The sequence below is a fragment of the Peribacillus sp. B65 genome (genome assembly GCF_058513295.1).
The window spans coordinates 5331441-5355481 of record NZ_CP195840.1; the positions used below are offsets into that span (position 1 = coordinate 5331441).

Sequence of the window (24041 nt, forward strand, 5' to 3'; positions counted from 1 at the left end):
CTGTAGGTCGATTTTCTGCGGTGAACGGTCGAATAATGTGCACTGTAGGTCGATTTTCTGCGACAACGGTCGAATACAGTGCCGTGTAGGTCGATTTTCTGCGGTGAACGGTCGAATTTAGTGCCTGTAGGTCGATTTTCTGCGACAACGGTCGAATTTAGTACCGTGTAGGTCGATTTTCTGCGACAACGGTCGAATTTAGTGCCCTGTAGGTCGATTTTCTGCGGTGAACGGCCGCATAATGTGCCCTGTACGTCCAATAACGGCGTCTTAGGTCAATAAGTACGGTTTAGGCCGAATAATGGCGGCAACGGCCTAATATATGGCTAGCCAAGCCCCCTCCAGATTGTTTGGCGGGGGCTTGGCGGAAAGGGAGCGGATTTAAACTGAAACGTTTCCACAGTTTCTGAAAGGACCAAGCTCTCGCTTGGTCCTTTTCTTCATTGATTTTTTGTCCTCCGTTCTTCCTGCCAGATGATGCTATTCAAAAAGGGCACTGTCATAGTCAGCGCCCCTTAATCCTTATTACAATATCGATGTTTGTCCAAGTTTTTAGATGATCGCTTTATTCCTGGCTTTTTTCATGGACATCGTTTTGTATTGATATATATTGCCCAGATTGGCCACCGGGACATCTGTTTTAGTTGCATCAATGCAATTGCGTGTATCCAAAATCAATTTATTTCTCATGAGATTTGATAGATTATCATAATCCATTTGTTTAAATTCATCATGGTCGGTCAGGACAAGTATCAAGTCGGCATCGTTTACAGCGTCTTCCACTGATACGACTGGCATCTTTCCAGATTGGACATGAGGGTCATGCAAGGATACATCCATGTTTTCCATCCCCATCAAGATGTTGACGACATCAATGGCGGGACTTTCACGAATATCATCTACATTGCCTTTGTACGCAAGACCGAAAACAGCCACTTTTGGCTTCCGGATCCCCTCTAGCATCATCCTTACGGAATTAACGATATAATAAGGCATCGATACGTTGGTATCGCGGGCCAATTTAATGATTCTCGCTTGCTCTGGTGCCTTTGCAACGACGAAATACGGATCGACCGCTAAACAATGGCCGCCAACTCCTGGTCCTGGTTGGTGAATATTTACACGAGGGTGTTTGTTTGCCATCGATATGACATCCAAAACATTGATATCCAGCTCGAAACAGATTTTCGTCAGCTCATTCGCAAGGGCGATATTGACATCCCTGAAGGTGTTTTCCATCAGTTTGGACATTTCAGCCGTTTTCGCATCCGTCTGAATGATTTCTCCTTGAACGAAGGTTTTATAAACAAGGCTTCCTTTATATGAGCATGTTTCCGTGATGCCCCCGACGATACGGTTATTATGAACCAACTCTTCAAGAATCCTTCCAGGTAAAACACGCTCCGGACAATGAACTAGGAAAATGTCTTTTCCGATTGTAAGGCCCGACCTCTCGATCATCGGTCTAATATGATCATCCATGCTTCTTGGCGCAATCGTCGATTCAATAATGATGACATTCCCTTTTTTGATAAAAGGAAGAATGTTTGAGGTTGCATCCATGACATGAGTTAAATCACATGATTGATGCATGTCCTTTTTATTTGGAGTAGGAACTGCGATAATGAAAACATCCGCTTGTTCCGGGCTTAACGCAGCTCGGAACTTATTGGAATTAAGCACTTCTTGCAATACCTCCTCCAATCCAGGTTCTTCGATATGGAGCCTGCCGCTATTCAAATTGGAAATAATCTCAGGATGGATATCCACGCCGACAACATCGACACCGTGTTTCGCAAACATTAAAGAAGTCGGAAGTCCTATATAACCAAGTCCTATTGTACAAAGTTTCATATAAACCACTCCTATCTATTTTTCTGCTACACTCAAATTTGTTAGGCTGTTTGATAGATTTCGATAAAGATTTCCTTCTCTTGTTTCCAATTGTACTTCTGCCGCGCCTTCAGGCAGTTATTGCTCATTTCCGCCCTTTTTTCAGGATGTTTCAATAAGTAATTGACGCCTTCGGCAATTGATTTTGGATCATGTGAATCGACACATACACCGATTTTTTCCGTATCGACAACCTTTTGAATTTCAGGAAAGCTGCAGGCAACCACAGGCACACCGCTCATCATGTATTCAAACAATTTATTTGAAGAAGCGGAGTAGTGATTAAAGCAGACATTATTCAATATCTGAAAACCTAAATACGCATTTTTTGTATAATGGAGCAGCTCGTCGACCGGAACCTTCGGTAAGAACTTCACACGATGCTCCAGATTCATGTCACTTACTTTTTTCATTAAATCATCCTTGATTCTTCCATCTCCGATAAAAACTACCGTCCCGCCCTCAATCATCGGTACAGCATCAACCAATTGCTCTAACCCTCTTCCCATTTGAACGCCGCCTTGGTATAACAAAATCGGTTCATTCTCTGGCAAATCGAGCAGCTCATGCAAATTCACGGCCGTACTTTCCTCCGGATTGGTTGGAATCGGGTAGTTATGGACCACTTTGGGATACAGACCATATAAGTCTTCGTTATACTTAGCTCTCGTATGGTTTTCGGCAATCATTTCATCCACGAACATTAATAGGAATTTCTCCATCATCCCGTAAATTCGGCTATTATATCCCGTTCTGCTCGTTTGTACTTCATGCGAGTCATAAATCAGCTTTTTCCTTCTCAACCATTTACTGCTGATCGCTCCCTGCATGAGCGTATTCAAGTCATTTGAATGATAAAAATCATATTTCCTTTTCCGGCCATGATAGATCATTTGACCAAAAATGTAGCTCCTCGTTAATAGTGTCGGCAGCTTCGTTTTAGTGATCATCAGGGTGCCCATCGCAAGGAGTGCAAATGAGCCGAACAGTATTGCCGATCCCAACCAGCCGTTGATCAAGTTCAAGTTCCACAACGTATTCCAGACCAATAAGGCCAATAGAACGATTTCAAACTTCTTTTTCTTCAATTTGCCTACGATCCTGAGAATCCTATGAAGCGCATCCCAGCGATTATTCACCCTAGTGACAGTGAAACCATTTTCGTGTTTCTCCTTTTTGGGCAAACCCTCGATTTTCCAGTTATGAATGGCAATTAAATCGACTTCATAACCCGCTTCAGTAAGTGCTGTGCATTCTCTTAGAACCCTTGCATCGTTTGTAAAGTGATTCCACACGAACATACATACATTCTTCGCCATGTTGTCCTCCACTTCCGAATTTTTCAGCCTGACGCTTCCATCACATTGATGAGACCTTTAATATTTTTAGACCATTGAAAATGTTGTTTAGCATACCGATGACCGTTTTCCCCCAGTTCTTCACGAAGGGCTGGATCTGAGGCCATGGTCAAGATAAGCTGACAGATTTCATCAACATTTCTGCTCTCTGCCACCAACCCGCATTTCGCCTCTGATAGCATTTTCTTGGCCCTGCCGTCCACATCACCGACAATGGGTATTCCGACACACATATAATCGATGATTTTACCAGGCAGCACCTTATTGAAGACTTCTTTTTCAACCAAGCTCACATAGGCAATATGGGACGTTGAAACTTCATGAAGAGTCACTCTTCGATTCATCGCATTAATCATCTTAATATTTGTCAGCCCTCTAGAGCTTATCTCCTTCTCCACTTCGGATATCCGATATCCATATCCAATCATCGAGAACTCGATTTGTTTATGTTCCCTTAGCTTTTCAGCTACGGCTATCAGCTTTTTCAAGTCCTGGGCCAGTCCGATATTCCCCGCATAAACGACCTTGATTACCTTTTCCGATACAGGTGTAAGCAAGTTCTTTAACGTCAGCTCATCCGCAGTAAGCGAATTGGGGATGTATTGGATGGCCTCTTCCTTGACTCCCTTTGCAACGATATAATCCCTGAAACCAGGACTATTGATGATAATGAAATCTGAAAGCCGATATAGCTTCCTTTCCAGGAAGAAAGCGATTTTCAAAACCCACTTATTATTAAATACTCCTACTCCTATCAACGATTCCGGCCATAAATCCCTGACATCGGTAATGAGTTTCGCCTTCATCTTTTTCTTGGCGATCAACGCCGCCAGTGTCGGGAAGATTGGCGGAGTCGTGGCAAACACGTAATCATATTTTTTTTCGAGACGGATGATTGTATAAATGAAAAGCCACATCGCTTCAAGATAATGAAGCAACCGCTTCCCCATATTGCTTGTATACCTCTTCACTTTGTCCGGTTTAATCCTGATGACATCTTCTTCAATGCTTTCTTCATCCCAAAACTTTGTATCTTGATATAAACTTTGATTAGGATAACTCGGCTTCAATGTGATGACCGTTACCTCAAATCCGTTTCTTTTCAAATGGAGATATATATTTTTCATTCTATTTCCCGCACTTCCGATTTCCGGATAAAAGTTTTGCACGATCATCAGGACGCTTTTCATATTCGCCTATCACCTCTATTCTGCTTTGCTTACTTCCTGCTTTATATTGTAAATGCCAGATATTAACTGGAGGTTAAAGAAATATAAAGTCCCTATTAATATTGTAAAAATTCTGTTAATTATTGTTTCATTTTTATATTTCCCATGAACTTCCCGTTATAATGGGGGAGACATTCAGAAGGGGAGGAAATGAGCATGCCTAAACAACGTATTAAGGTCATGACCGTATTTGGTACAAGACCAGAGGCTATCAAAATGGCACCAGTCGTTTTGGAACTGAAAAAGCATCCAGAAGAAATAGAAACCATCGTGGTGGTCACCGCCCAGCATAGGGAAATGCTCGACCAAGTCTTGCAATGTTTTAAAATAAAGCCAGATCACGATTTGGATATGATGAAGGATAGACAAACATTAGAAGAGATTACAACTCGAGGGCTTGAAAAATTGAGTTCTCTCATGAAAGATATAAAACCGGATATCGTCCTCGTACACGGGGATACAACAACAACTTTCATCGCAAGCTTGGCCGCTTTCTATAATAAGATACAGATTGGTCACGTTGAAGCTGGTCTCCGGACTGGTAATAAGTATTCTCCATATCCTGAAGAAATGAATAGGCAGCTGACAGGTGTCCTGGCTGATTTGCACTTTGCGCCAACAAATCAGGCGGCAGAGAATCTAATTTTGGAAAATAAAAAGAGTGATTGTATTCATATTACTGGAAATACGGCAATCGATGCGTTGAAAACAACAGTACGGAAAGATTATGAACATCCGATTCTATCTGGTTTGAATGGGGATCGCATGTTATTGATGACAGCGCACAGACGAGAAAATATCGGAAAACCAATGGAAGAAATATTCCGTTCCGTCAAACGGCTGCTTGAAGATCACAAGGATATCCAAGTTGTTTTCCCGCTTCATAAAAACCCAGTAGTCCGTGAAATTGCTTACCGGATTTTTGGTGAAACACAAAGACTTCACTTAATAGAGCCGCTTGAGGTGCTTGATTTTCATAATTTTGCGGCGCATGCCCATCTAATATTGACAGATTCCGGAGGTGTGCAAGAAGAAGCTCCCTCACTTGGTGTTCCTGTCCTTGTGTTACGCGATACAACAGAACGTCCGGAAGGAATCGATGCTGGTACCCTTTTATTGGCTGGAATTGAGGAAGAACGAATTTATGAATTAGCCACAAACTTACTTACAAATGAAGAAACCTATAAAAAAATGGCGACAGCCTCCAACCCATATGGAGATGGATTCGCTTCACAACGCATAGTTGAAATCCTATTGAAACATTGCGGAATGAAGTCCCCCCTTCCATTATGAAAGAAAAATATAGTAATGAAAAAATCCTGTCATGTAAGCGGCAGGATTTTTTCATTACAAGGTGGATTCGCTCCAGATTAAAAAGCATATTAAAAAAAGGAAGTTACATCTGCGAAGCTTGTTTTGACAAGAAAATTTGATTTTAATTTTTTGGATGAGGAAATGAACATGACTCACAATCGAAAATGCAGCTAAGCCCCCTTGAATATAAAGGAGGATAAGATCTCCCTGTCGAATTGATAGTCATGACATGAAACAGGAGGATTAGTATGAAAAATCAAGTTACCCCCTATTTAATCTTCGATGGACAAGCAAAAGACGCATTAGCCTTTTATGCAGAAGTATTTCAAGCAGAGATTACCGATATGCAAACCTACGGTGAAGCTGATTTCCCAACACCTGAAGAAGCGAATGAACTTGTTCTGCATGCAAAAATCAAAAAAGGCGATATGTTGATCATGGTATCCGATACTTTTCCAGGCAATCCCTTTGATGCCGGGAATAATGTAGCATTGGTCCTCGAATGTGAAAGCGACTCGGAAATCCAGCATTTATATGAGGTTATGTGTGAACAAGGATTATCCTTAATGGAACTGCAAGATACCTTTTGGGGAGCTAAGTATGGTAAGGTCAAGGATAAATTCGGCATTCACTGGGACTTGAATTTCACAAAATGAATGTAAAAATGGCCGAAAATACGATTTGTATCCCCGGCCATTTTTAATAGAATCATTCACGGAAACGATGCATCAAAACACATGAAAATAATTAAGGACATTTTTTCCAATCAATAAAATCGTGACGCAAATGAATAATATACGTACATAGGAAGCACCTTTTTTAATTGCGAAGTTCGTTCCTACCAGTGCTCCTGCGACCATTGCAAGACCCATCGGAATTCCATAGGCAAAATTAACGGTCCCCATAGATAAGAAAATGATAAGTGCGGCAATATTGCTTCCAAAATTCAATATTCTTGCATTCCCGGCAGCCCGGACAAAATCAAACCCAATGATCAAAAGTGAAAATAATAAAAAGGAACCTGTGCCTGGTCCTAGAAAACCATCATAAAAACCAATCGCAAATATTATGACTATTAAAAGAATCGTTTTCTTCCTTGTCAGCCCTTTATACTTTGCATCTTTACCCCAATCCTTTTTTACTAACGTATAAATCGCAACAACGATCAATAAAATCAAAATGAGGGGTTTCAGTATCTCTGCGGAAACGAAATGTACAACGTATGCTCCTAACGCCGCTCCAATCACAGTAATCGGAAACAGCTTGATAACGAATTTGAAATCCACTTTTCCAGCCCGAATGAATGAAATCGTACTCGTTAAAGATCCCATGGTACCCGCCAGCTTGTTAGTGGCAAGTGCCGCTGAAGGCGAAATCCCCGTGAACAATAAAGCCGGAATGGAAATTAAACCGCCCCCGCCCACGACGGAATCGATGAATGCGGCAATAAAACCCGCAAGTACTAAAAATAACAAAGTATAGAGATTGATATCCTCCATGTATTCCCCTTCTTTCAAAAGCACTATCTAAAATGCCATTACTCTTTTTCAATTAACCCTTCCTCTGAAATGACAGTGAATCCATGCCGCCTAAGCAAAGCCGCGGTCACTCCATTCCCGACCTTCTTCTCCCCCTTGAATTCCCCATTATAAATCGTGGCACTCCCACAGGATGGACTATTTTCTTTTAAAACGACTAACGTTGCCCCTACCTCCTGGGCTTTCAATAACGTAAGATTCGCTCCCTTTATGTACAATTCCGTTACATCCCGGCCCGACTTTTCGATGATCTTCGCTTTTCCATCAAGGACATCGCCACCTTCACCGCCGACTATCTCAGCAGGCTCCCTCGGTGTCGAAAAACCGCCAAGCAACTCAGGACAAACCGCTATAGCCTTTTTCTCCCTCATTAATTCCATAATTCCATCATCCAGGCTATGTGTACCATTGTATCTTACCTCAAGCCCCGCCAAACAAGCACTCACCAAAATCATCAAATCACCCCACCTCATGCGCTTTCCACCATTTTACCACGTAGGTTGGATTATTAGTGCAGAGGTCGAATTATGAGCGGTTACGGTCGATTTTGTTGATGCGTGGGTCGATTTATGGGCGGTTACGGTTGAATTGTTGATGCGTGAATCGAATTATGGGCGTGTATGGTCGATTTTGTTGATGCGTGGGTCGAATTATGAGCGTTTACGGTCGATTTTGTTGGTGCGTGGGTCGATTTATGGGCGGTTACGGTTGAATTATTGGTGCGTGGGTCGATTTATGGGCGTGTACGGGCGAATTGTTGGTGCGTGGGTCGATTTATGAGTGTGTACGGGCGAATTGTTGGTGCGTGGGTCGATTTATGGGCGTGTACGGGCGAATTGTTGGTGCGTGGGTCGATTTATGAGTGTGTACGGTCGAATCTATTGGTGCGTGGGTCGATTTATAAGCGTGTACGGGCGATTTTGTTGGTGCGTGGGTCGATTTATGGGCGGTTACGGTTGAATTGTTGGTGCGTGAATCGAATTTTGTGCGTGTATGGTCGAATTGTTGGTGTGCAGCCTGAATTTTTCGCACATCTGGTCGAATTCTGCCACACAATCAAAAAAAGCGCTTGCAGCGAAGACGATTCCCGGCAAGCGCTTGTCTATTTAGTTAGTTGAGTTCAGTGATAGTAGTTGGTACGTAATGATGGTCTTTTCACTGGTCCATTCAATTTTTTGGATAACGGCTGTTCCGCTTGAGTCAGATTGAATGGTTTTACGGACATCGATTGGAATATCGATAGGGTATAACCTGTATCCAGCTTTCGACAGCCGAAAAATGTTTTCTTCTTCACGGGTTTCGTTCCCTTTTGTCACGATCATGGTATTTAACTCCATAGGCATGCCCATGTGTATCTCCTCCTTGCCAATATACTTAGTATATACTTCATTCTATCATTATTCGGTTTTACTTTTCATCCAAGATGTTAAATCTTCGACTACTTTTCTGTTCACGGCCGGTGGGAAGTAATGTGTGAATTGAGGGAAATACCAGCTTTCGACCTCTTTGTCATGCATTTTCAATCTTTTTTCCAACCGGTACGCGTGTTCTATGGCGACATTGTCATCTTTTTCACCATGAATGATCAGTACGGGTACATTCAAATCTTCAATCACAAACAATGGCGTACGGTATTCATATTGATCGGGGCATTTTTTAGGTGTACCGCCGATGACCCGCTTCATCATCCGACGCATATCGACACGTTCGACATATGTTAAAAACATATCCGACACTCCACCCCATGTGACGATCGACGCTGCATTCCTACAGTATATCCCCGTCCAAAGCGCCATGATGCCCCCACGGGAAAATCCAAGGATATGAATGTGATCCTTATTCACTCGGGGATGCTGTTCAAGAAGATTGAATCCTGATATCGCATCGAATCGATCTTCGCCTCCAAAATCCTCATCTCCCTCTCCGCCTTGATTCCCACGGTAAAAAGGGGCAAAAACGATGAAACCTTCTACGGCATACTGCACGATCCTAGCGGGCCTCACCTTGCCGACATTTTTAATACCGCCGCGTAAATATAAGAAGGCATCATGTATTTCGCCATCAACAGGTTCAGCCAGCAACCCCTTTACCTTCAGGCCTTGTGATATGTACGTAACTGAATAAAGATGGATTCGTGGATGCGGTGATGGAAACCGCCGTTTTGAAATAATTGTTCCGTTCTCCAATTTCCACTCTCCTTTCTCATTAATCTTATTGTAAAACATCCGCTTGTTTTTATCCCCTGCGAGGCATTCACATTTTTTTCTTCAGTTCATACGATAATGTAGGCAAAATACCTATATATCAAGGAGGAAGGAATTTTGAAAAAATGGTGTAAAGCAGGTGTCGTATTTTTACTTCTGTGCATGCTGGTGGTCCCGCTTGGAGCATGCGGCAACAAGGAACAGGAAACAACGAAGGTCAGGGTTGCCGAAGTAACCCGCTCCCTTTTCTATACACCTCAATATGTAGCGATTGAAAAAGGATTTTTTAAAGATGAGGGTCTCAGCATTGATTTGAAAACGACGGCAGGCGGCGACAAGACGATGACCACGCTTCTGTCCGATGGGGCCGATATTGCTCTCGTTGGCTCTGAAACATCGATTTACGTTCAGGCACAAGGTTCGAACGACCCCGTCATCAACTTCGCTCAATTAACACAGACGGATGGAACGTTTCTTGTTTCACGTGAAAAAATTGACAACTTCAATTGGGATATGCTGAAAAACTCTACATTCCTAGGCCAGCGAAAAGGCGGGATGCCGCAAATGGCCGGCGAGTTCGTATTGAAAAAACATAACATAGACCCGAAAAAAGATTTGAACCTCATCCAGAACATTGATTTTGCGAACGTCGCAACTGCCTTCGCTTCAGGAACCGGCGATTTTGTTCAACTGTTCGAACCAACGGCCAGTGTTTTTGAAAAAGAAGGAAAAGGCTATATCGTCGCGTCTTTCGGCACAGAGTCCGGGCATCTTCCCTATACAGTTTATATGGCTAAGGAAAGCTATTTGAAAGAAGACAAAGAGACTGTCGAAAAATTCACGAGGGCATTGAAGAAAGCACAGGATTGGGTTCAGGAAAATGATGCTGCCGAAATTGCCGATGTCATTCAGCCGTATTTTGAAGATACCAATATCGAGACGATGGAAACAGTTATCAACCGCTACAAAGAACAAGGATCCTTTGCCACCGACCCCATTCTTGATGAAGAAGAATGGAACAATCTGCAAAACATCATGGATGAAGCAGGCGAGCTGCCTTCACGCATAAGCCATGAAGAGCTGGTCAATACAGATTTTGCTGAAGAAGTTACAAAATAGCATAGCTAAAGGTAAGGAGGATGTCAGATGAGCTTTTTAAAAATCCAAGACATTCACCATACTTATTTTTCAAATCAGACGGCAGCGACCGCACTAGCGGACATTTCCCTCGACATTGAAAAAGGTGAATTCGTCTCTTTTCTAGGTCCGAGCGGCTGCGGAAAAACCACCCTGCTTTCCATTATTGCCGGGCTATTTCCGCCCACTGCAGGAAAGATCCTGCTCGAAAACAAACCGCTGAAAGCCAACAGTGACCTTTCAATCGGCTATATGCTGCAGCAGGATTATCTATTTCCATGGAAGACAATTGAAGAAAATATATTATTAGGATTGAAACTGATTAAAAAGGATGAAGGCATTGAGAGAATAAAAACGCTGAAACTTTTAAGTGACGTTGGATTGGGAGGCACCGGAAAATTATATCCGCGCGAACTCTCTGGAGGAATGAGGCAAAGGGCTGCACTGGCACGGACACTGGCGGTCGACCCAAAAATCCTTTTGCTTGATGAACCGTTTTCGGCTCTTGATTACCAAACGAAGTTGAAGCTGGAAGACCTTGTTTTTGAAACTCTAAAATCCTTCGGAAAGACAGCTGTGCTCGTCACCCATGATATCGGTGAAGCCATTGCAATGAGTGACCGCATCTATCTGTTTTCTGCGAACCCGGGAAGCGTGCACAAAACCTTCAAGGTGCCCGATGAACTGCGGGAACTCTCACCTTTCCATGCACGCAACCATCCACAGTATCCGACGCTATTCCAAACGATCTGGAAGGAGCTTGAGAGCCTTGAATATTGAACAGCTTCATAACCAATATAAAACCTCATTAAAAAAAGAAAACAGGCTCATTCGCTTTTATCAGATCCTGATTTTCATCGTTTTTTTCAGCAGTTGGGAACTTTTATCCAGAATGGAAGTGATTGACCCGCTCATCTTCAGCTCCCCAACTAAAGTGTGGCATCTTTTCATACAGAAATTGGGTGATGGAACACTTCTATCCCATTCCGGAGTGACCCTATTCGAGACCGTTCTCGGCTTTATCATAGGGACACTGCTTGGAACGATCCTTGCATCCCTGCTATGGTGGTCGCCAAGATTATCCAAAACTCTTGACCCCTATCTCGTCATTTTAAATGCCATGCCGAAAGTGGCACTCGGCCCCATCATCATCGTAGCATTCGGCCCTGGCTTTCCATCCATCATCTCGATGGGGGCGATCATCTCCATCATCATCACCACCATCGTCGTCTACACCGCATTTCGCGAAGTGGACCCGAACTACCTGAAGGTGCTCCAAACTTTTGGCGCCACAAGAACACAAGCTTTTCGGGAAGCCATATTACCCGCCTCCTTCCCAACGATCATCTCAACATTGAAAGTGAATGTCGGCCTCTCCTGGGTCGGCGTCATCGTAGGGGAATTCCTTGTTTCAGCCAAAGGACTCGGCTACCTAATCATTTATGGCTTTCAAGTCTTCAACTTCACCCTCGTAATGCTTTCCTTAATGATCATTGCCGTATTTGCCACAATCATGTATCAACTAGTAGAACTGCTCGAGAGAAAATTAATCAAAGACTAACCAAACTGCCGATAAACCTCGGCAGTTTTTCATTCATGCTTGAGGTGAAAAATGAATTTAGTTGAGTTTCGGATGTTTTACTCGTGATAAGGCTTTACTCGTGAGTTTCGGTCATTTACTCGTATGTTTCCGCGATTTACTCGTGAATAAGGCTTTTACTCTTGAATTTCGGCGTTTTACTCGTGAATTCCGGCGATTCAATCGTTTCTCAGCAAATTGCCTTCACCCAATCTTGATAGGCTCAACGGTACAATTTCATCTTTCATGATGAAGCTAAACTCCTCACCGAGTACATCCGGCAATGCTTCCAAAAAGACCGGGCCGTCCGTTTCGAGGTAATTTTGTTTCTTTTCTAACCCACGCAATGCAGCATAGTATATCGATTTAACAAATGGCTTGACTGGATGATGTACCTTATATTGTCCCAAAAATTGCAGCTGGCCTACCAAGCCTCCTGTTTCTTCATACACTTCACGTATGGCTGTTTCTTCAATCGATTCCCCTGCTTCCCGTTTACCTCCAGGGAACTCCAATCCCCGTTCTCTGTGTTTGGTCAATACCCACCTGCCCTTATATCTGCTGAGTACAAAAACATGCCAAGATTCTCCAAAGACAGGATTCTCGGAGAATTCGACTTTATATCCGTTCTTATCAAGAAAACGTTTCATTTTTCCCCTTCTCTCCGTATAAGAAATAATGCTATGCCCCTTCATTCATTATATGGGTAAAAAAAACTACTATCCAGCAAGAACCCATCAAAAAACGATGGCCCCTCAATATTCGAGGCCATCGTCTGTTGGTTTTGCCTGTAAAATCCCCATGCTTTCTATATGCCTTCTTCCTTCTTCAGTACCCAGGGCATAAATCATCTCATAAATTTTTTGGAGTGTTATATCCTGTTTATCATTTTCACGGTCAAAATGATATTGAAGGTATGGGACATGTGCCCGGTAAAAATTTTCTTCCCCTACTGAATAGTTATAATCAAATAATTCACGTAATTTTATGATTTCATTATCTGTCGCCTCTATCTCGAAATTCCATGGAGAACTTTCCTTATCTTGTGTTATCTGCCCATTTGGAAGCCAAATGTAATATTTTTTCCTGTTTTCAGACACATCCATCCACCCTTTCCATATATCCTACGCTTATTTTTCACGTATTTCCCCACTTCATACAATGGAAAATTTTGTTTACAGAAGAACAAAGATGTTAAATAATAGATTAAAGTATCTTTCAAAGGGTAAAACATATAATAAGCCCAAGCATCCCTTAAGATTTTTATATGCACCCAGAGTTTTTTTTGATAACCTACATATAAAGAGATAACGGATTTCTAATAAATGTGAGGTGAAAGTTTTGAAGTTAATTGAAGAATTATACAATATGTACCGTGATAAGATGACTGGTGATGAAGAAGATATTGATATGCTTACTTTTGCGGTTCTGGAACAGCTTGACCGCAAGGAAATTTTCGAATTGCTTCAAGAGATGGATGATCAAGAACTGACCAATTTGATGGGCCTTTACATTATTGAAACGTTAAAAGGGAAGTTCGCTCAAAATAGTATGAGCGACACGAAACCTACACATTTTCCGCCTAGGAATATTCATTAAATACATACCATGTCAGGTGTCCCTCTTTTGATGGATGCCTTTTTTATTGTTTTAACCAAAAAAAAAGCCCTACCGAAGCAGGGCTTTTCCTAAATCTTAATGTCCTAAATACGCACGCAGCATCCAAGCATGTTTGTTTAAGCTTTTCTTCATGCCTGTCAGCATATCAGCCGTAACCGGATCTTCTTGTTCGGCAACTTCGATGATTTCCAAGAACTCTTCGGAGAGCTTCTCAAAATCACTGATGACGCTTTGAACCATATCTTCTGTATTTTCATTTCCTGTCGCTTCTTCGATCGTCGTTAATTCCATGTACTCTTTAAGGGTAGCAACCGGCTTTTCACCAATGGCCAATAGTCTTTCGGCCAATTCGTCATAGTTGGATGTCACTTCTTTGTATAATTCTTCCAGTTTTTGGTGAAGTTCAAAGAAGTGCGGTCCATTCACGAACCAGTGGTAATTATGAATTTTCGTATAAAGAACACTGAAGTTTGCAATTTCCTTATTCACTAAAGTTCCTAATTTTTTCTGAGCCATAAATATCTACCTCCGTAAGTTGGTTATACCTTTATAATTCCCTCTATTCTAAAATTGAAACATTATCTGACTCGGTTCTTATGCTAAAATGAATCTAAATTGTGAACGTTAGGAGCTGTAAAGTATGATTACGGTTTTAGTTATCTCCATTATTGTGATTCTGATTGTATTGGCATTATCGGTCTTAACAATCGGAAAAGGTTATAGCTACAAGCATACAGTGGATCCGGTCGAACCTTTGCCAGAGGATGAGGGAAAAAAAGAAGAACCCGAAAAATGAAAAAAGTTCCTGTCACAAAGGACAGGAACTTTTTTATTAACCGAAAACTTTATGAAGATCTTCTTTATCTTGTGCAAGCCAGAAATTCATTAATTTCTTAGCTCCTTCAAGATCATGCAATTTTGCTTGGCCGCATTGTTTTTCGTTTGCAGCAGGAATTTCAGTAATTGTAACAGCATCCTTGAAAGTATCTTCAAGAACATCGATGATTTCCGTCACTGTCGGCTCGCCGCTGACCACAAGGTAATATCCTGTTTGACATCCCATTGGCGAAATGTCGATGATATCAAAGTGATCGAAGCGCTCGGAATGCTTACGGATATTGAATGCAAGCAAGTGTTCCAGAGTATGGATCGTATCCGGCTTCATCGCTTGTTTATTTGGCTGACAAAAACGGATATCAAATTTATTAACAACACCGTCTGTTCCTACCTTATGGACACCGCAATGTCTAACATATGGGGCTTTAACAGCGTTATGATCTAATTCAAAGCTTTCAACTGAAGGCATTTAATTCACTCCTTAATTGTATGTCATCTCTATTTTACCTTGAATAACAATATATTTCATCCTTTAAAATTAATTCTCATTATATCAATCGGATTACCAATATGCTTATTCCTTTTTTACCCTTATTGGAAATTTAGAAAATATGCTATAATTGAGGGTAGTCAATTTACTCGAAAAGAGATGAAAGCATCGTGTTGAAAAAAATATTAATGGGAATCATCCGTTTTTACCAAGTTGCTCTTTCTCCATTAAAACCGCCCACCTGTCGTTTTTATCCAACTTGTTCCCATTATGGTTTGGAAGCGATCAATCGTTTCGGACCTATAAAAGGAAGCTGGTTATCACTCATCCGGATTCTTAAATGTCATCCGTTTCATCCAGGCGGCATTGACCTTGTTCCCGAAAAAAAAGAAAAAAGTGAGGACCAATAGAAAAAACCCTTGCTTTCTTTTGCAATCTTTTGTATCATACAGAAGTCAAATCGTAATCATTTCGTTTTTACCACATAAAATTCAAATCGTAATCAATACGAATTATAAAGGAGCATTTCATATGAAAATTCGAGCATTGCTCTCGCTTTTCCTTGTTACTGCGGTATTTCTGTCAGCCTGCGGCAACTCGAAGGGAGAATCGAGTAAAGAAGAAACCAAGGATGCCTTGGATATTTATACGACGGTTTACCCTTTACAATACTTCACTGAGGCCATTGGCGGGGAGTACGTAAACGTCGAGACGGTTTATCCTCCCGGAACGGATGAACACTCATTCGAACCCTCTCAAAAGGATATTGTGAAAATGGCTGAATCAGACCTGTTTTTCTATATTGGCTATAATCTTGAAGGCTTTGTAACCAAGGCTGAACCTATTCTAAGCAAAGAAGGCGTCAGCACAATTGCGGTGGGGGAAACGGTTCACCTCGATGAAGATGAGGAACATGCTCATGAAGATGAAGACGAACATGCTCATGAAGAAGACGGTCATGACCATGGGGACGTTAATCCGCATTTGTGGTTAGATCCCATCTATTCCATTGACATGGCTAAAACAATCAAGGACGAATTAACGAAAAAAATGCCGGAACAGGAAGAATATTTCAACAGCCAATTCAATGAGCTTTCCGAAAAGCTTGAAGCACTTGATGAAAAATTCTCGACGACGATCGAGTCGGGCCGTACCAATAAGATCATCGTTTCCCATTCTGCATATGGTTATTGGGAGGAACGCTACGGATTGGAACAAATTGGCGTCACAGGACTAACGTCTTCAAACGAACCTTCTCAAAAGGAACTGGGGAAAATCGTAACCATGGCTGAAAAAGAAGACTTGAACTACGTCATCTTTGAGCAGAATATCAGTTCTAAACTTACCGAAATCATCCAAAAGGAAATGGGAGCGAAATCACTTGAGCTCCATAACCTTTCCGTGTTGACGGATAAAGATATCGAAGCAGGCGAAGATTACTTCAGTTTAATGGAAAAAAACATCAAGACACTGCAAACTGCCTTGCAATAGATGAGAAGAAGCGGCTCCCTTTGGATCCGCTTCTTTTTTGTACCTCTTTTGTCAGCTTATTTGAGTTGGAGTTTCGGTTCCTGACAAAGCATGATAGCCTCCTTTTCTTGAGCAACTATGATAAGCTTTAATTATTACAATTTATGAACCAATCAAATTTAAGCTTAGAGAGGGAGAATATGAAAAAGATGATTTCGCTAGAATTCATCCGAATCTTTTGCTTAGTGAGGGTCATAAGTATTCGCTCCAAGCCGTTGGAAAAGAAATTACATTTGATTTACTAGAAGAGAGTAATATAACCAATGTGGGCCCAATTATAAATGAAGTATCTTACAAGACATTGAATGAGCAATATCCAAAACTGGAATTAAAGAAAGAGCCTGCATTCATCGTGTTTGATGAAAATGGTTTGGTTTTAAAAACATATGATTATGAAGAGATGATTGATTTTTTACAAAATCAAGACGAGTAATTCTATCGGGAACTATAAAGAAGAAGGGAACCCCTTTCTATGGGATTCCCTTACGTTAGTTATTCCTTTAAATGCTTCTCACGGATCTTTTCCATTTTCGTCATCAATTCGGTTCCAATCGTTGATTCGAAATCCGGATAAATGACGGTCATCTCATTCATCCATTCTTTCTTTTCTTCATCTGACAGTGTATAGATGTCAATATTCGATTTTTGCTGGATTTCCCGAAGCTGCTCCTGATTCAATTCATTTGATTTGATCCATAGCCATTTCGTTGTATCATCCATCGCCCTTTGGATTTGCTGCTGAATATCCAACGGGAGCTTGTTCCAAAACGGCTTGTTTATCATGACGACATACCCTAAATAACCGTGATCACTGATCGTTAAATAATTTTGCACCTCATATATTTTCTTGGAATAAATATTCGAAATCGTATTTTCCTGGCTGTCCGTTTCTTTAATTTCAAGGCTTTTATATGTTTCATTAAACTGCAGCTCAGCAGTTGTAGCCCCAAAATGCTTGAATTGAGTTTCCAGGACTGCACTTGGCATGATTCTAAAATTCTTTCCTGCAAAATCACTTGGATGCCGTATCGGTTTACTGCTTGTGATCTGTTTATAGTTATTCGACCAAAATGCGAGCCCCTCGATATCGATGGTATTCAGCTGCTTTAGCAGCTCTTCCCCCACTTCCCCATTCAACGCTTCCTGCAAGGCAGCGTCCGTTGGAAAAACGTAAGGGAGGTCCAATAGCATCCACTTCTTTGATATGCTCGTAATTTTAGATGTAGTCGGTGCAATCATCTGCACCTTGTTTTCTTGTAATGCTTCGATTTCTTCATGATCACTATATAATGATTGATTAGGATAAACTTCAATTTTGACACGATGATCGGTATATTCATCGACAAGTTGGGCAAATCGGTTCGCAGCAAGACCTTTAGGTGTATTTTCGGCAACGACATGACTGAACTTGATCACGATTTGATCCTTCATCCCGACCTGCTCCTCATCCTTCGGCAAATTGAAACCGAAGCTTGTAAAGAACGATTGAAACGATATATACACGGCTATCAACAGCCCCAAGCCAATTAATAAGAAGTACCCCCATAATGCACGCATTCCGACAACTCCTCACCGCTCACTTCACATTATCACTATTCTATCACAGCTTTTTGCTGTCGTAATACAATGCGCGAAAAATAGCGAAAAGTGATAGAAATTCTGTTACTATAAAGTATAGAAGTAATGGAGGAAAAACAATGGATAAATCCTTTCATATGCCCATTCAAATTAAAATCACCCTGCTATCATTCGTAATCGTCGCTTTTTCGATACTAATAGGCGGGATTTTTATATTCGGAAATATCGTTTCGGTCAGGGAAGATGAAATTGGCAAACGATCCATGATAACTGCCCATACCATTGCCGAACTCCCTGAAGTACAAAAATTGGTCCGTGAGCCCAAAGGATGGACACAGCTCAATCCGATTATTGAAAACTTAAGGAAAATCCATCAAGCAGATTATATAGTTGTGCTCAACAATCAGCATATACGTTATTCCCATCCGGTGTACAGCCAATTGGGGACCCCTTCGGAAAGCAGTGATGAAAGTGCTGCGTTCGCTGAGCACGAGTATCTTTCAAAGGCGGCTGGCGAACTTGGCATTTCCGTCCGCGCCTTTGTGCCGATCCTTGATAAAGATAGAGAACAAATCGGCGTCGTACTGGTTGGGAATATCTTGCCTACCATACCGGAATTAATCAAGGACTTGAAAGGCGAAATCGCGATTATCCTGGTCCTTACACTTCTATTCGGGGTATGCGGCTCATGGCTCATGGCAAAAAGGATAAAAAAAGAGACCTTCCAACTTGAACCCCATGAAATTTCACGGATGTTGGTTGAAAGGACAGCTGCTTTCAATGCCATGCATGAAGGGGTCATCGCCATAGATAATAATCAGACCATCACGATTTTCAATGAAAAGGCTAAGCAAATTTTCAATATCAACGGTGCGGTCATAGGCAAGAATATCAATGATATTATACACGATACCCGTCTCCCGGAAGTGCTTGACCGGACATCTCCCATCTTTAATCAGGAGATCTCCGTTCAAAACAGGAATATTGTAAGCAACCGGGTACCGATAAAGATTGCGGAAAAAACGATCGGTGCCGTGGCCATTTTCCAGGATCGCACCGATGTGACGAAGCTAGCTGAAGAGTTGACTAGTGTCAAAGCATTCGTTGAGGCTCTGCGCGTTCAAAACCATGAACATATGAACAAACTTCATACGATAGCAGGATTGATCCAGCTAGGCAATCTTGACGAAGCGCTGCATTACATTTTTCAGATTACGGAAGAACAAGAGGAATTGACCAGGTTTTTAACGAAGCACATTCACGATGATAATTTAGTGGGGCTGATATTAAGTAAGATCTCCTTGGGTAGGGAACTCGGAATCAAGCTCATCATGGACAAGCACACGAAATTGGACCGCTTCCCCGCTGATTTGGATCATCACGATTTTGTTTTGATAATCGGAAACCTGATCGAAAACTCATTCGCAGCGTTAAAGCATTGTTCAGAGGAAACAAAACAGGTTTATCTATCCATCTACCAGGATGAACGTCATTGTCAAATCGTGCTTGAGGATAACGGACCCGGCATTCCCAAGGACATTCATAAAGATATATTCGAGTATGGTTTTACAACAAAAGGTGCGGAAGGATCAGGAATTGGTCTTTATCTAATAGACCAAATTGTAAAAAAAGCGAACGGCGAAATGAAATTCACGACACGCCCTGACGAAGGAACAAGCTTTTTTCTTTCTTTTCCGATGCACGATATAGAGGAGAACCAAAATGACTAACAAAATTCGTGTACTTTTAATTGAAGATGACCCAATGGTCCAAGAGGTCAACAAACAGTTCATCGAGCGCCTGCCTGCCTTTAAAGTCGTTGATACAGCTTCAAATGGGCTTGAAGGTCTGGAAAAAATCAGGCAGTCTAAACCCGACCTTGTCATTTTGGACATCTTCATGCCATCTTTAAACGGGGTTGATACACTTTATCAAATCAGAAAAGAGCAAATGGATGTGGATGTCATCATCATTTCAGCGGCAAATGATCAGAAAACAATCAGAAAAATGATACAGAACGGGGCATTTGACTATTTAATCAAGCCATTTAAATTTGATAGGCTAAAACATACGCTGGAGCAATATTTTGCTTTTCGGATGGAGGTTGAACCTGACCATCAAATTTCTCAAAATCAACTCGACCGAATCCTCTTTCAAAATAAAAAACATTCTGTAGCGAGTCCGAAATATAATGTTCCCAAAGGATTGAATGGAGCGACTCTTGAGCAAGTGACGAAGTTCATTAAGACCCAGCCTGGGTCACTATCTGCAGAAGAAGTGGCTGATGGGATTGGAATCGCCAGAGTTACAGCAAGGCGCTATCTTGAATACTTGCATGGCGAAGAAGTCCTTCAGCTTGACGTACAATATGGCAGCATAGGCCGTCCAGTCAATAGATACCGGCTTCAAAAACCTTAAAAACGCATGGGGACCGGCTTGAAATGGTTCCCTTTTTACTTTTATTCTTTACGCACCTGTCTTCCGGTCATATAGGCCCCATTTTCTCTTCAAAAGAAACAGTTCGCACTCTTCCAAAGATGTCACTTCTTTTATGACATAGTCAGGCATGCCCCTTCTTAGTAGAATCTCCGCAATAAGGTACGGTTTTTTCTTCATACACTCTCCCCTCCCTTTCCCTTGGTTGCTATTCTTTTAATTTCATTATACAAAATAATCCAGTAAAGAAAAAATAGACAAAGCCCCATTTTCCAAAAAAAATTATGATCTATCCGGCCAGTTTTTCTGATTTTTCTAAAATCTGGACAATAAAAAAAGTTCCTGGTTGATTTCAGTCATTCGTTCCCTTTCCGCCGACTGTCTGCCAAGCCTCATCCAATCAAGCATCCAGCGTAATCTTGGCTAGCCAGTTTATTCGGCAGAAGTGTCGCAAATTTCTTCAATTTAGTAAGAGTTTTAACAGGAAAAACAATGAATTGATTTGTTAGTATCCTATTAAAATCATTTTCCAAAAGGGTGGGGTTTCCGTCCAAGGAAATTTTAATTGGGTGAGTTATATAGACAGGGGGAGTGAGAGGAGTTAAAGGATTATCAATATTTGGTCAAAAGAGGTGGGCAATGCACCTCCTTTGATGTTTTCACTTGTACAACTTACTATATGTAGTCAATTCCTTTAGCCGCTTTTCATTGATGGCAAAACCGATTCCAGCTTTATCGGGAACTTGGATCATGCCATTTTCGACAAGTACTTCAGGATATATTATATCTTCATCCCAATAACGGGATGAAGATGATATATCCCCGGGAATCGTGAATCCTTTTAATGTGGCAAGTGCAATATTATGTGCACGTGAAATGCCAAATTCAATCATACCGCCGCACCAAACTGGCACATCATTTCCCAGGCATAAATCATGGATTCTTACAGCTTCCATCCAGCCGCCGACTTTAGCCATCTTAATGTTGATCACTCCACAGCTCTGGAGCGTCAGCGCACTTTTGGCATCATGAAATGAATTTATGCTTTCATCAAGGCAAATGGGTGTCTGCAGCTGTTTCTGCAAAAATGAATGTTCGACAATGTCGTCATGTCCCAGCGGCTGTTCAATCATCATCAGCTTAAACGCATCAAGCTTCTGAAGGTGTGTGATGTCATCAAGAGTGTACGCTGAATTGGCATCTGCCATGAGCGGGATATGAGGATAGGCCCGACGGATTTCCGCTAAAAACTCCAGATCATTTTGAGGATTGATTTTTATTTTATAACGCTGGTAACCAGATCCGGAAAAATCCTCGATCTGGCGCATCGCATCTTCAATATCATTGGATGCAACGACTACACCAGCGGCCACTTCACTTCGTTCGCCGCCAAACAGCCGTCCGAGGTAGACTCCTTTCTGCTTCGCATATAAATCGAGGATTGCCTGCTCTAAAGCTGACTTCGCCATCGCATTCCGCCGGATTCCGCTCCATAAGTTCGGCAGCTCATCAGGATGCTTGATCTGACTGCCCAATGTCAACGGAATTAAGAAGCCATCCAATATATGAAAGCATGTTTTGATCGTTTCCTCGGTATACCAAGGACTTGTAAAAGGGACAGCTTCACCGTATCCAATCAACCCATCCTTATCCGTGGCTTCTACAATTATCACTTCCCGATCGCTTACCGTTTCGAGATGCGTCTTGAATGGCCGTTTTAAAGGGGCCTTAATGAGCTTTAGGGAAATGGAGGATAACTTCATTTCCCTTCCCCCATTTCCTTCTTCAGTTCCCGTCTCAGAAGCTTGCTTGCGCCATTACGGGGTAGCTCCTTACAAAAAATCACGTTCCTGGGAATCTTATAGGATGCTAAATATCCCCTGCAATATTCCAGCAGTTCGCTCTCATCAAGCTCTGCACCTTTATGCAAGACGACAAAAGCAAGCGGGACCTGCCCCCACTTTTCATCGTCAGTCCCCGTCACTCCCGCTTCGAAAACATCAGGATGCATACTGAGGACGTTTTCAATCTCGGCCGGATAGACATTTTCACCGCCGGAGATGATTAAATCCGAACGTCGGTCAAGCACATATAAAAAGCCTTCCTCATCAAGATAACCAAGATCCCCGGTATAAAGCCATCCATCGGTAATCGCCTGCTGTGTAGCGTCCATTCGATTAAAATAACCTTTCGTAACATTCGGACCTGAAACCACGATTTCACCCACTACACCCGGTTCACACATAGTGCCATCTTTCTCTATCCGTAACTGCGAAGGAAACAAAGGCTTCCCAGCTGATCCGATTTTTGACATGCTATACTCCGGTGCCAGCGTCACAATCTGTGAAGACGTTTCGGTCATCCCATATGATTGATAGACGGGAATCCCTTTCTCCTTACAGGCTTCAAGTAAATGGACGGGTGCAGGGCCGCCGCCCAACAGGAAACAGCGAAAGGTTTTTGGATAGCTTGTTCCATTCAAATCCTGAACCATCCTATTCAGCATCGCCGTCACGACCGATATGATCGTCACGCCATTTTCCTGAATGCTCCGGTTCGCCTCCCGTTCATCGAATCGTTCCGCCAAAACGACTTTCATGCCATAAATCACATTTTTCATCAGAATGGATAAACCGCTAATATGAAAGATCGGAACCGCACAATACCAAGAATCCTCCTCATGCAATCCAAGGTTCAGAACCGACCCTACTGCACTCCACCAATGGTTACCGAATGTTTGGATCACACCCTTTGGATTTCCTGTAGTACCTGATGTATACATGATCGTAGCGGTATCCTCAAGGTAAAACTCTTGAAGTATTTCCGCCGTGCCTTCATTCGGCAATTCCTCCATTAAATGAAGGTTCAATTCCGGGAGAATCTCACCAATATCAGAAAGTTTGTCGGAGAAGGCACCCTCTGAAACCAAATAGGCAGTCCCACTATCCTCGATCTGCCAGGACAGCTCTTTTGCCGTTAACTTATTATTCAGCATCACAATCTTCACACCGAGATAAAATAGTGCATGGATAACGACAACACCATCAATATGGTTACGGAGCAAAACCGCGCATGAATCACCGGAGCCCAGACCAATGCTTGCCAGCTTACCAGCCATCTTCTCCGATAATGTATGCAGTTCAAGAAAGCTATACGTATGACCTTCAAACTCAATTGCCGGGCGCCCCGGTGAAAGATGCGCCCGATTTTTCAGCCAGTTCGGCAACTTTTCTTCTGCCATTGCTGCTTACCCTCTTCCATTTTGATATAGAAAACAGCCCGGCGATTTTCCGCCAAG

The 24041-nt window shown here is 42.1% G+C and carries 27 protein-coding genes; 12 read left to right on the forward strand and 15 right to left on the reverse strand.

The features are described from left to right. Positions 1-552: 552 nt before the first annotated feature. The 3 genes from ACSR9O_RS26195 to ACSR9O_RS26205 are packed head-to-tail and all read right to left on the reverse strand — an operon-like array spanning position 553 to position 4441. Positions 553-1854 (reverse strand): nucleotide sugar dehydrogenase, encoded by a 1302-nt coding sequence (locus ACSR9O_RS26195; RefSeq protein ID WP_101225564.1) that lies wholly within the window; start codon positions 1852-1854, stop codon positions 553-555. Positions 1855-1895: 41 nt separating this feature from the next. Beyond that, positions 1896-3212 (reverse strand): glycosyltransferase, encoded by a 1317-nt coding sequence (locus ACSR9O_RS26200; protein ID WP_101225565.1) that lies wholly within the window; start codon positions 3210-3212, stop codon positions 1896-1898. 23 nt (positions 3213-3235) lie between these two features. Beyond that, positions 3236-4441: a glycosyltransferase family 4 protein gene (locus ACSR9O_RS26205; protein ID WP_491725343.1), complete on the reverse strand. Its 1206-nt coding sequence runs from the start codon at positions 4439-4441 to the stop codon at positions 3236-3238. 195 nt (positions 4442-4636) lie between these two features. Between ACSR9O_RS26205 and wecB the strand changes: the two genes are divergently transcribed. Beyond that, complete coding sequence (gene wecB, locus ACSR9O_RS26210) at positions 4637-5773, forward strand: non-hydrolyzing UDP-N-acetylglucosamine 2-epimerase (protein ID WP_232783029.1); 1137 nt, start codon at positions 4637-4639, stop codon at positions 5771-5773. 269 nt (positions 5774-6042) lie between these two features. Then, positions 6043-6450 (forward strand): VOC family protein, encoded by a 408-nt coding sequence (locus tag ACSR9O_RS26215; RefSeq protein ID WP_101225568.1) that lies wholly within the window; start codon positions 6043-6045, stop codon positions 6448-6450. A gap of 72 nt (positions 6451-6522) precedes the next feature. Here ACSR9O_RS26215 and ACSR9O_RS26220 read toward each other — a convergent pair whose 3' ends face one another. The 4 genes from ACSR9O_RS26220 to ACSR9O_RS26235 all read right to left on the reverse strand — a co-directional run bounded on the left by ACSR9O_RS26220 (position 6523) and on the right by ACSR9O_RS26235 (position 9518). Then, entirely contained in the window at positions 6523-7293 is a 771-nt protein-coding gene (locus ACSR9O_RS26220; protein WP_101225569.1) for a sulfite exporter TauE/SafE family protein, read from the reverse strand. Between the two features lie 38 nt (positions 7294-7331). Further along, on the reverse strand, positions 7332-7787 hold the full coding sequence (locus ACSR9O_RS26225) for a 2-thiouracil desulfurase family protein (RefSeq protein WP_491725515.1): 456 nt from the start codon (positions 7785-7787) through the stop codon (positions 7332-7334). Positions 7788-8438: 651 nt separating this feature from the next. Further along, positions 8439-8681 (reverse strand): DUF2584 domain-containing protein, encoded by a 243-nt coding sequence (locus ACSR9O_RS26230; protein ID WP_101225571.1) that lies wholly within the window; start codon positions 8679-8681, stop codon positions 8439-8441. Positions 8682-8729: 48 nt separating this feature from the next. Beyond that, positions 8730-9518 carry an alpha/beta hydrolase family protein gene (locus ACSR9O_RS26235; RefSeq protein WP_230178498.1) on the reverse strand — a complete coding sequence of 263 codons (789 nt, stop codon included), beginning with the start codon at positions 9516-9518 and terminating at the stop codon, positions 8730-8732. A gap of 180 nt (positions 9519-9698) precedes the next feature. Here ACSR9O_RS26235 and ACSR9O_RS26240 point away from each other — a divergent pair, with 180 nt between their 5' ends. The 3 genes from ACSR9O_RS26240 to ACSR9O_RS26250 are packed head-to-tail and all read left to right on the forward strand — an operon-like array spanning position 9699 to position 12234. After that, positions 9699-10655 carry an ABC transporter substrate-binding protein gene (locus ACSR9O_RS26240; protein WP_101225594.1) on the forward strand — a complete coding sequence of 319 codons (957 nt, stop codon included), beginning with the start codon at positions 9699-9701 and terminating at the stop codon, positions 10653-10655. Positions 10656-10682: 27 nt separating this feature from the next. Continuing rightward, a complete protein-coding gene (locus ACSR9O_RS26245; protein WP_101225573.1) occupies positions 10683-11453 on the forward strand; it encodes an ABC transporter ATP-binding protein in 771 nt (256 codons plus the stop codon). Further along, positions 11443-12234, forward strand: a complete 792-nt coding sequence (locus ACSR9O_RS26250; RefSeq protein ID WP_230178500.1) for an ABC transporter permease — start codon at positions 11443-11445, stop codon at positions 12232-12234. Before ACSR9O_RS26245 ends, ACSR9O_RS26250 begins: the two co-directional genes overlap by 11 nt. Before the next feature lie 197 nt (positions 12235-12431). Here ACSR9O_RS26250 and ytkD read toward each other — a convergent pair whose 3' ends face one another. Further along, complete coding sequence (gene ytkD, locus ACSR9O_RS26255) at positions 12432-12902, reverse strand: RNA deprotection pyrophosphohydrolase (RefSeq protein ID WP_491725344.1); 471 nt, start codon at positions 12900-12902, stop codon at positions 12432-12434. 105 nt (positions 12903-13007) lie between these two features. Next, on the reverse strand, positions 13008-13358 hold the full coding sequence (locus ACSR9O_RS26260; protein ID WP_397315920.1) for a hydrolase: 351 nt from the start codon (positions 13356-13358) through the stop codon (positions 13008-13010). Positions 13359-13584: 226 nt separating this feature from the next. Between ACSR9O_RS26260 and ACSR9O_RS26265 the strand changes: the two genes are divergently transcribed. Continuing rightward, positions 13585-13851, forward strand: a complete 267-nt coding sequence (locus ACSR9O_RS26265) for a DUF6154 family protein (protein WP_370020242.1) — start codon at positions 13585-13587, stop codon at positions 13849-13851. 96 nt (positions 13852-13947) lie between these two features. Here the strand turns inward: ACSR9O_RS26265 and ACSR9O_RS26270 are convergent, their stop codons facing one another. Then, a complete protein-coding gene (locus ACSR9O_RS26270) occupies positions 13948-14388 on the reverse strand; it encodes a Dps family protein (protein WP_048686502.1) in 441 nt (146 codons plus the stop codon). Between the two features lie 124 nt (positions 14389-14512). Here ACSR9O_RS26270 and ytzI point away from each other — a divergent pair, with 124 nt between their 5' ends. Further along, positions 14513-14668 (forward strand): YtzI protein, encoded by a 156-nt coding sequence (gene ytzI / locus ACSR9O_RS26275; protein WP_101225577.1) that lies wholly within the window; start codon positions 14513-14515, stop codon positions 14666-14668. Positions 14669-14704: 36 nt separating this feature from the next. Here ytzI and ACSR9O_RS26280 read toward each other — a convergent pair whose 3' ends face one another. Then, a complete protein-coding gene (locus ACSR9O_RS26280) occupies positions 14705-15178 on the reverse strand; it encodes an S-ribosylhomocysteine lyase (RefSeq protein ID WP_034310515.1) in 474 nt (157 codons plus the stop codon). A gap of 191 nt (positions 15179-15369) precedes the next feature. On the opposite strand from ACSR9O_RS26280, the gene yidD reads away from it, so the two are divergent. The 3 genes from yidD (at position 15370) to ACSR9O_RS26295 (ending at position 17162) form a co-directional block, all read left to right on the forward strand. Further along, complete coding sequence (yidD, locus tag ACSR9O_RS26285; protein ID WP_101225578.1) at positions 15370-15609, forward strand: membrane protein insertion efficiency factor YidD; 240 nt, start codon at positions 15370-15372, stop codon at positions 15607-15609. Positions 15610-15730: 121 nt separating this feature from the next. Then, on the forward strand, positions 15731-16690 hold the full coding sequence (locus tag ACSR9O_RS26290; RefSeq protein ID WP_260359144.1) for a metal ABC transporter solute-binding protein, Zn/Mn family: 960 nt from the start codon (positions 15731-15733) through the stop codon (positions 16688-16690). 217 nt (positions 16691-16907) lie between these two features. Then, the gene (locus ACSR9O_RS26295) at positions 16908-17162 is read left to right on the forward strand and encodes a hypothetical protein (RefSeq protein ID WP_491725345.1); all 255 of its coding nucleotides are present in this window, start codon (positions 16908-16910) and stop codon (positions 17160-17162) included. A 59-nt stretch (positions 17163-17221) separates the two neighbouring features. Here ACSR9O_RS26295 and ACSR9O_RS26300 read toward each other — a convergent pair whose 3' ends face one another. Continuing rightward, the gene (locus tag ACSR9O_RS26300) at positions 17222-18286 is read right to left on the reverse strand and encodes a DctP family TRAP transporter solute-binding subunit (protein WP_101225580.1); all 1065 of its coding nucleotides are present in this window, start codon (positions 18284-18286) and stop codon (positions 17222-17224) included. Positions 18287-18426: 140 nt separating this feature from the next. On the opposite strand from ACSR9O_RS26300, the gene ACSR9O_RS26305 reads away from it, so the two are divergent. Both ACSR9O_RS26305 and ACSR9O_RS26310 read left to right on the forward strand, forming a co-directional pair. Further along, on the forward strand, positions 18427-20037 hold the full coding sequence (locus ACSR9O_RS26305) for an ATP-binding protein (RefSeq protein WP_491725346.1): 1611 nt from the start codon (positions 18427-18429) through the stop codon (positions 20035-20037). Next, on the forward strand, positions 20030-20725 hold the full coding sequence (locus ACSR9O_RS26310) for a response regulator (protein ID WP_491725347.1): 696 nt from the start codon (positions 20030-20032) through the stop codon (positions 20723-20725). Before ACSR9O_RS26305 ends, ACSR9O_RS26310 begins: the two co-directional genes overlap by 8 nt. A gap of 48 nt (positions 20726-20773) precedes the next feature. Here the strand turns inward: ACSR9O_RS26310 and ACSR9O_RS26315 are convergent, their stop codons facing one another. From ACSR9O_RS26315 to ACSR9O_RS26325, 3 genes are all read right to left on the reverse strand, one after another. After that, the gene (locus tag ACSR9O_RS26315) at positions 20774-20923 is read right to left on the reverse strand and encodes a hypothetical protein (protein ID WP_230178513.1); all 150 of its coding nucleotides are present in this window, start codon (positions 20921-20923) and stop codon (positions 20774-20776) included. 479 nt (positions 20924-21402) lie between these two features. After that, positions 21403-22506, reverse strand: coding sequence for an o-succinylbenzoate synthase (menC, locus tag ACSR9O_RS26320; RefSeq protein ID WP_491725348.1), 1104 nt, complete (start codon positions 22504-22506; stop codon positions 21403-21405). Continuing rightward, on the reverse strand, positions 22503-23984 hold the full coding sequence (locus ACSR9O_RS26325) for an o-succinylbenzoate--CoA ligase (protein ID WP_260359149.1): 1482 nt from the start codon (positions 23982-23984) through the stop codon (positions 22503-22505). The genes menC and ACSR9O_RS26325 overlap by 4 nt, the downstream gene beginning before the upstream one ends. Between the last annotated feature and the right edge of the window lie 57 nt (positions 23985-24041).

Coding starts and splice junctions, on each gene's coding strand:
- ACSR9O_RS26195 (WP_101225564.1), bottom strand. CDS start 1,854: ATGAAACTTTGTACAATAGGACTTGGTTATATAGGACTTCCGACTTCT.
- ACSR9O_RS26200 (WP_101225565.1), bottom strand. CDS start 3,212: ATGGCGAAGAATGTATGTATGTTCGTGTGGAATCACTTTACAAACGAT.
- ACSR9O_RS26205 (WP_491725343.1), bottom strand. CDS start 4,441: ATGAAAAGCGTCCTGATGATCGTGCAAAACTTTTATCCGGAAATCGGA.
- wecB (WP_232783029.1), top strand. CDS start 4,637: ATGCCTAAACAACGTATTAAGGTCATGACCGTATTTGGTACAAGACCA.
- ACSR9O_RS26215 (WP_101225568.1), top strand. CDS start 6,043: ATGAAAAATCAAGTTACCCCCTATTTAATCTTCGATGGACAAGCAAAA.
- ACSR9O_RS26220 (WP_101225569.1), bottom strand. CDS start 7,293: ATGGAGGATATCAATCTCTATACTTTGTTATTTTTAGTACTTGCGGGT.
- ACSR9O_RS26225 (WP_491725515.1), bottom strand. CDS start 7,787: ATGATTTTGGTGAGTGCTTGTTTGGCGGGGCTTGAGGTAAGATACAAT.
- ACSR9O_RS26230 (WP_101225571.1), bottom strand. CDS start 8,681: ATGGGCATGCCTATGGAGTTAAATACCATGATCGTGACAAAAGGGAAC.
- ACSR9O_RS26240 (WP_101225594.1), top strand. CDS start 9,699: ATGCTGGTGGTCCCGCTTGGAGCATGCGGCAACAAGGAACAGGAAACA.
- ACSR9O_RS26245 (WP_101225573.1), top strand. CDS start 10,683: ATGAGCTTTTTAAAAATCCAAGACATTCACCATACTTATTTTTCAAAT.
- ytkD (WP_491725344.1), bottom strand. CDS start 12,902: ATGAAACGTTTTCTTGATAAGAACGGATATAAAGTCGAATTCTCCGAG.
- ACSR9O_RS26260 (WP_397315920.1), bottom strand. CDS start 13,358: ATGGATGTGTCTGAAAACAGGAAAAAATATTACATTTGGCTTCCAAAT.
- ACSR9O_RS26270 (WP_048686502.1), bottom strand. CDS start 14,388: ATGGCTCAGAAAAAATTAGGAACTTTAGTGAATAAGGAAATTGCAAAC.
- ytzI (WP_101225577.1), top strand. CDS start 14,513: ATGATTACGGTTTTAGTTATCTCCATTATTGTGATTCTGATTGTATTG.
- ACSR9O_RS26280 (WP_034310515.1), bottom strand. CDS start 15,178: ATGCCTTCAGTTGAAAGCTTTGAATTAGATCATAACGCTGTTAAAGCC.
- ACSR9O_RS26290 (WP_260359144.1), top strand. CDS start 15,731: ATGAAAATTCGAGCATTGCTCTCGCTTTTCCTTGTTACTGCGGTATTT.
- ACSR9O_RS26300 (WP_101225580.1), bottom strand. CDS start 18,286: ATGCGTGCATTATGGGGGTACTTCTTATTAATTGGCTTGGGGCTGTTG.
- ACSR9O_RS26305 (WP_491725346.1), top strand. CDS start 18,427: ATGGATAAATCCTTTCATATGCCCATTCAAATTAAAATCACCCTGCTA.
- ACSR9O_RS26310 (WP_491725347.1), top strand. CDS start 20,030: ATGACTAACAAAATTCGTGTACTTTTAATTGAAGATGACCCAATGGTC.
- ACSR9O_RS26315 (WP_230178513.1), bottom strand. CDS start 20,923: ATGAAGAAAAAACCGTACCTTATTGCGGAGATTCTACTAAGAAGGGGC.
- menC (WP_491725348.1), bottom strand. CDS start 22,506: ATGAAGTTATCCTCCATTTCCCTAAAGCTCATTAAGGCCCCTTTAAAA.
- ACSR9O_RS26325 (WP_260359149.1), bottom strand. CDS start 23,984: ATGGCAGAAGAAAAGTTGCCGAACTGGCTGAAAAATCGGGCGCATCTT.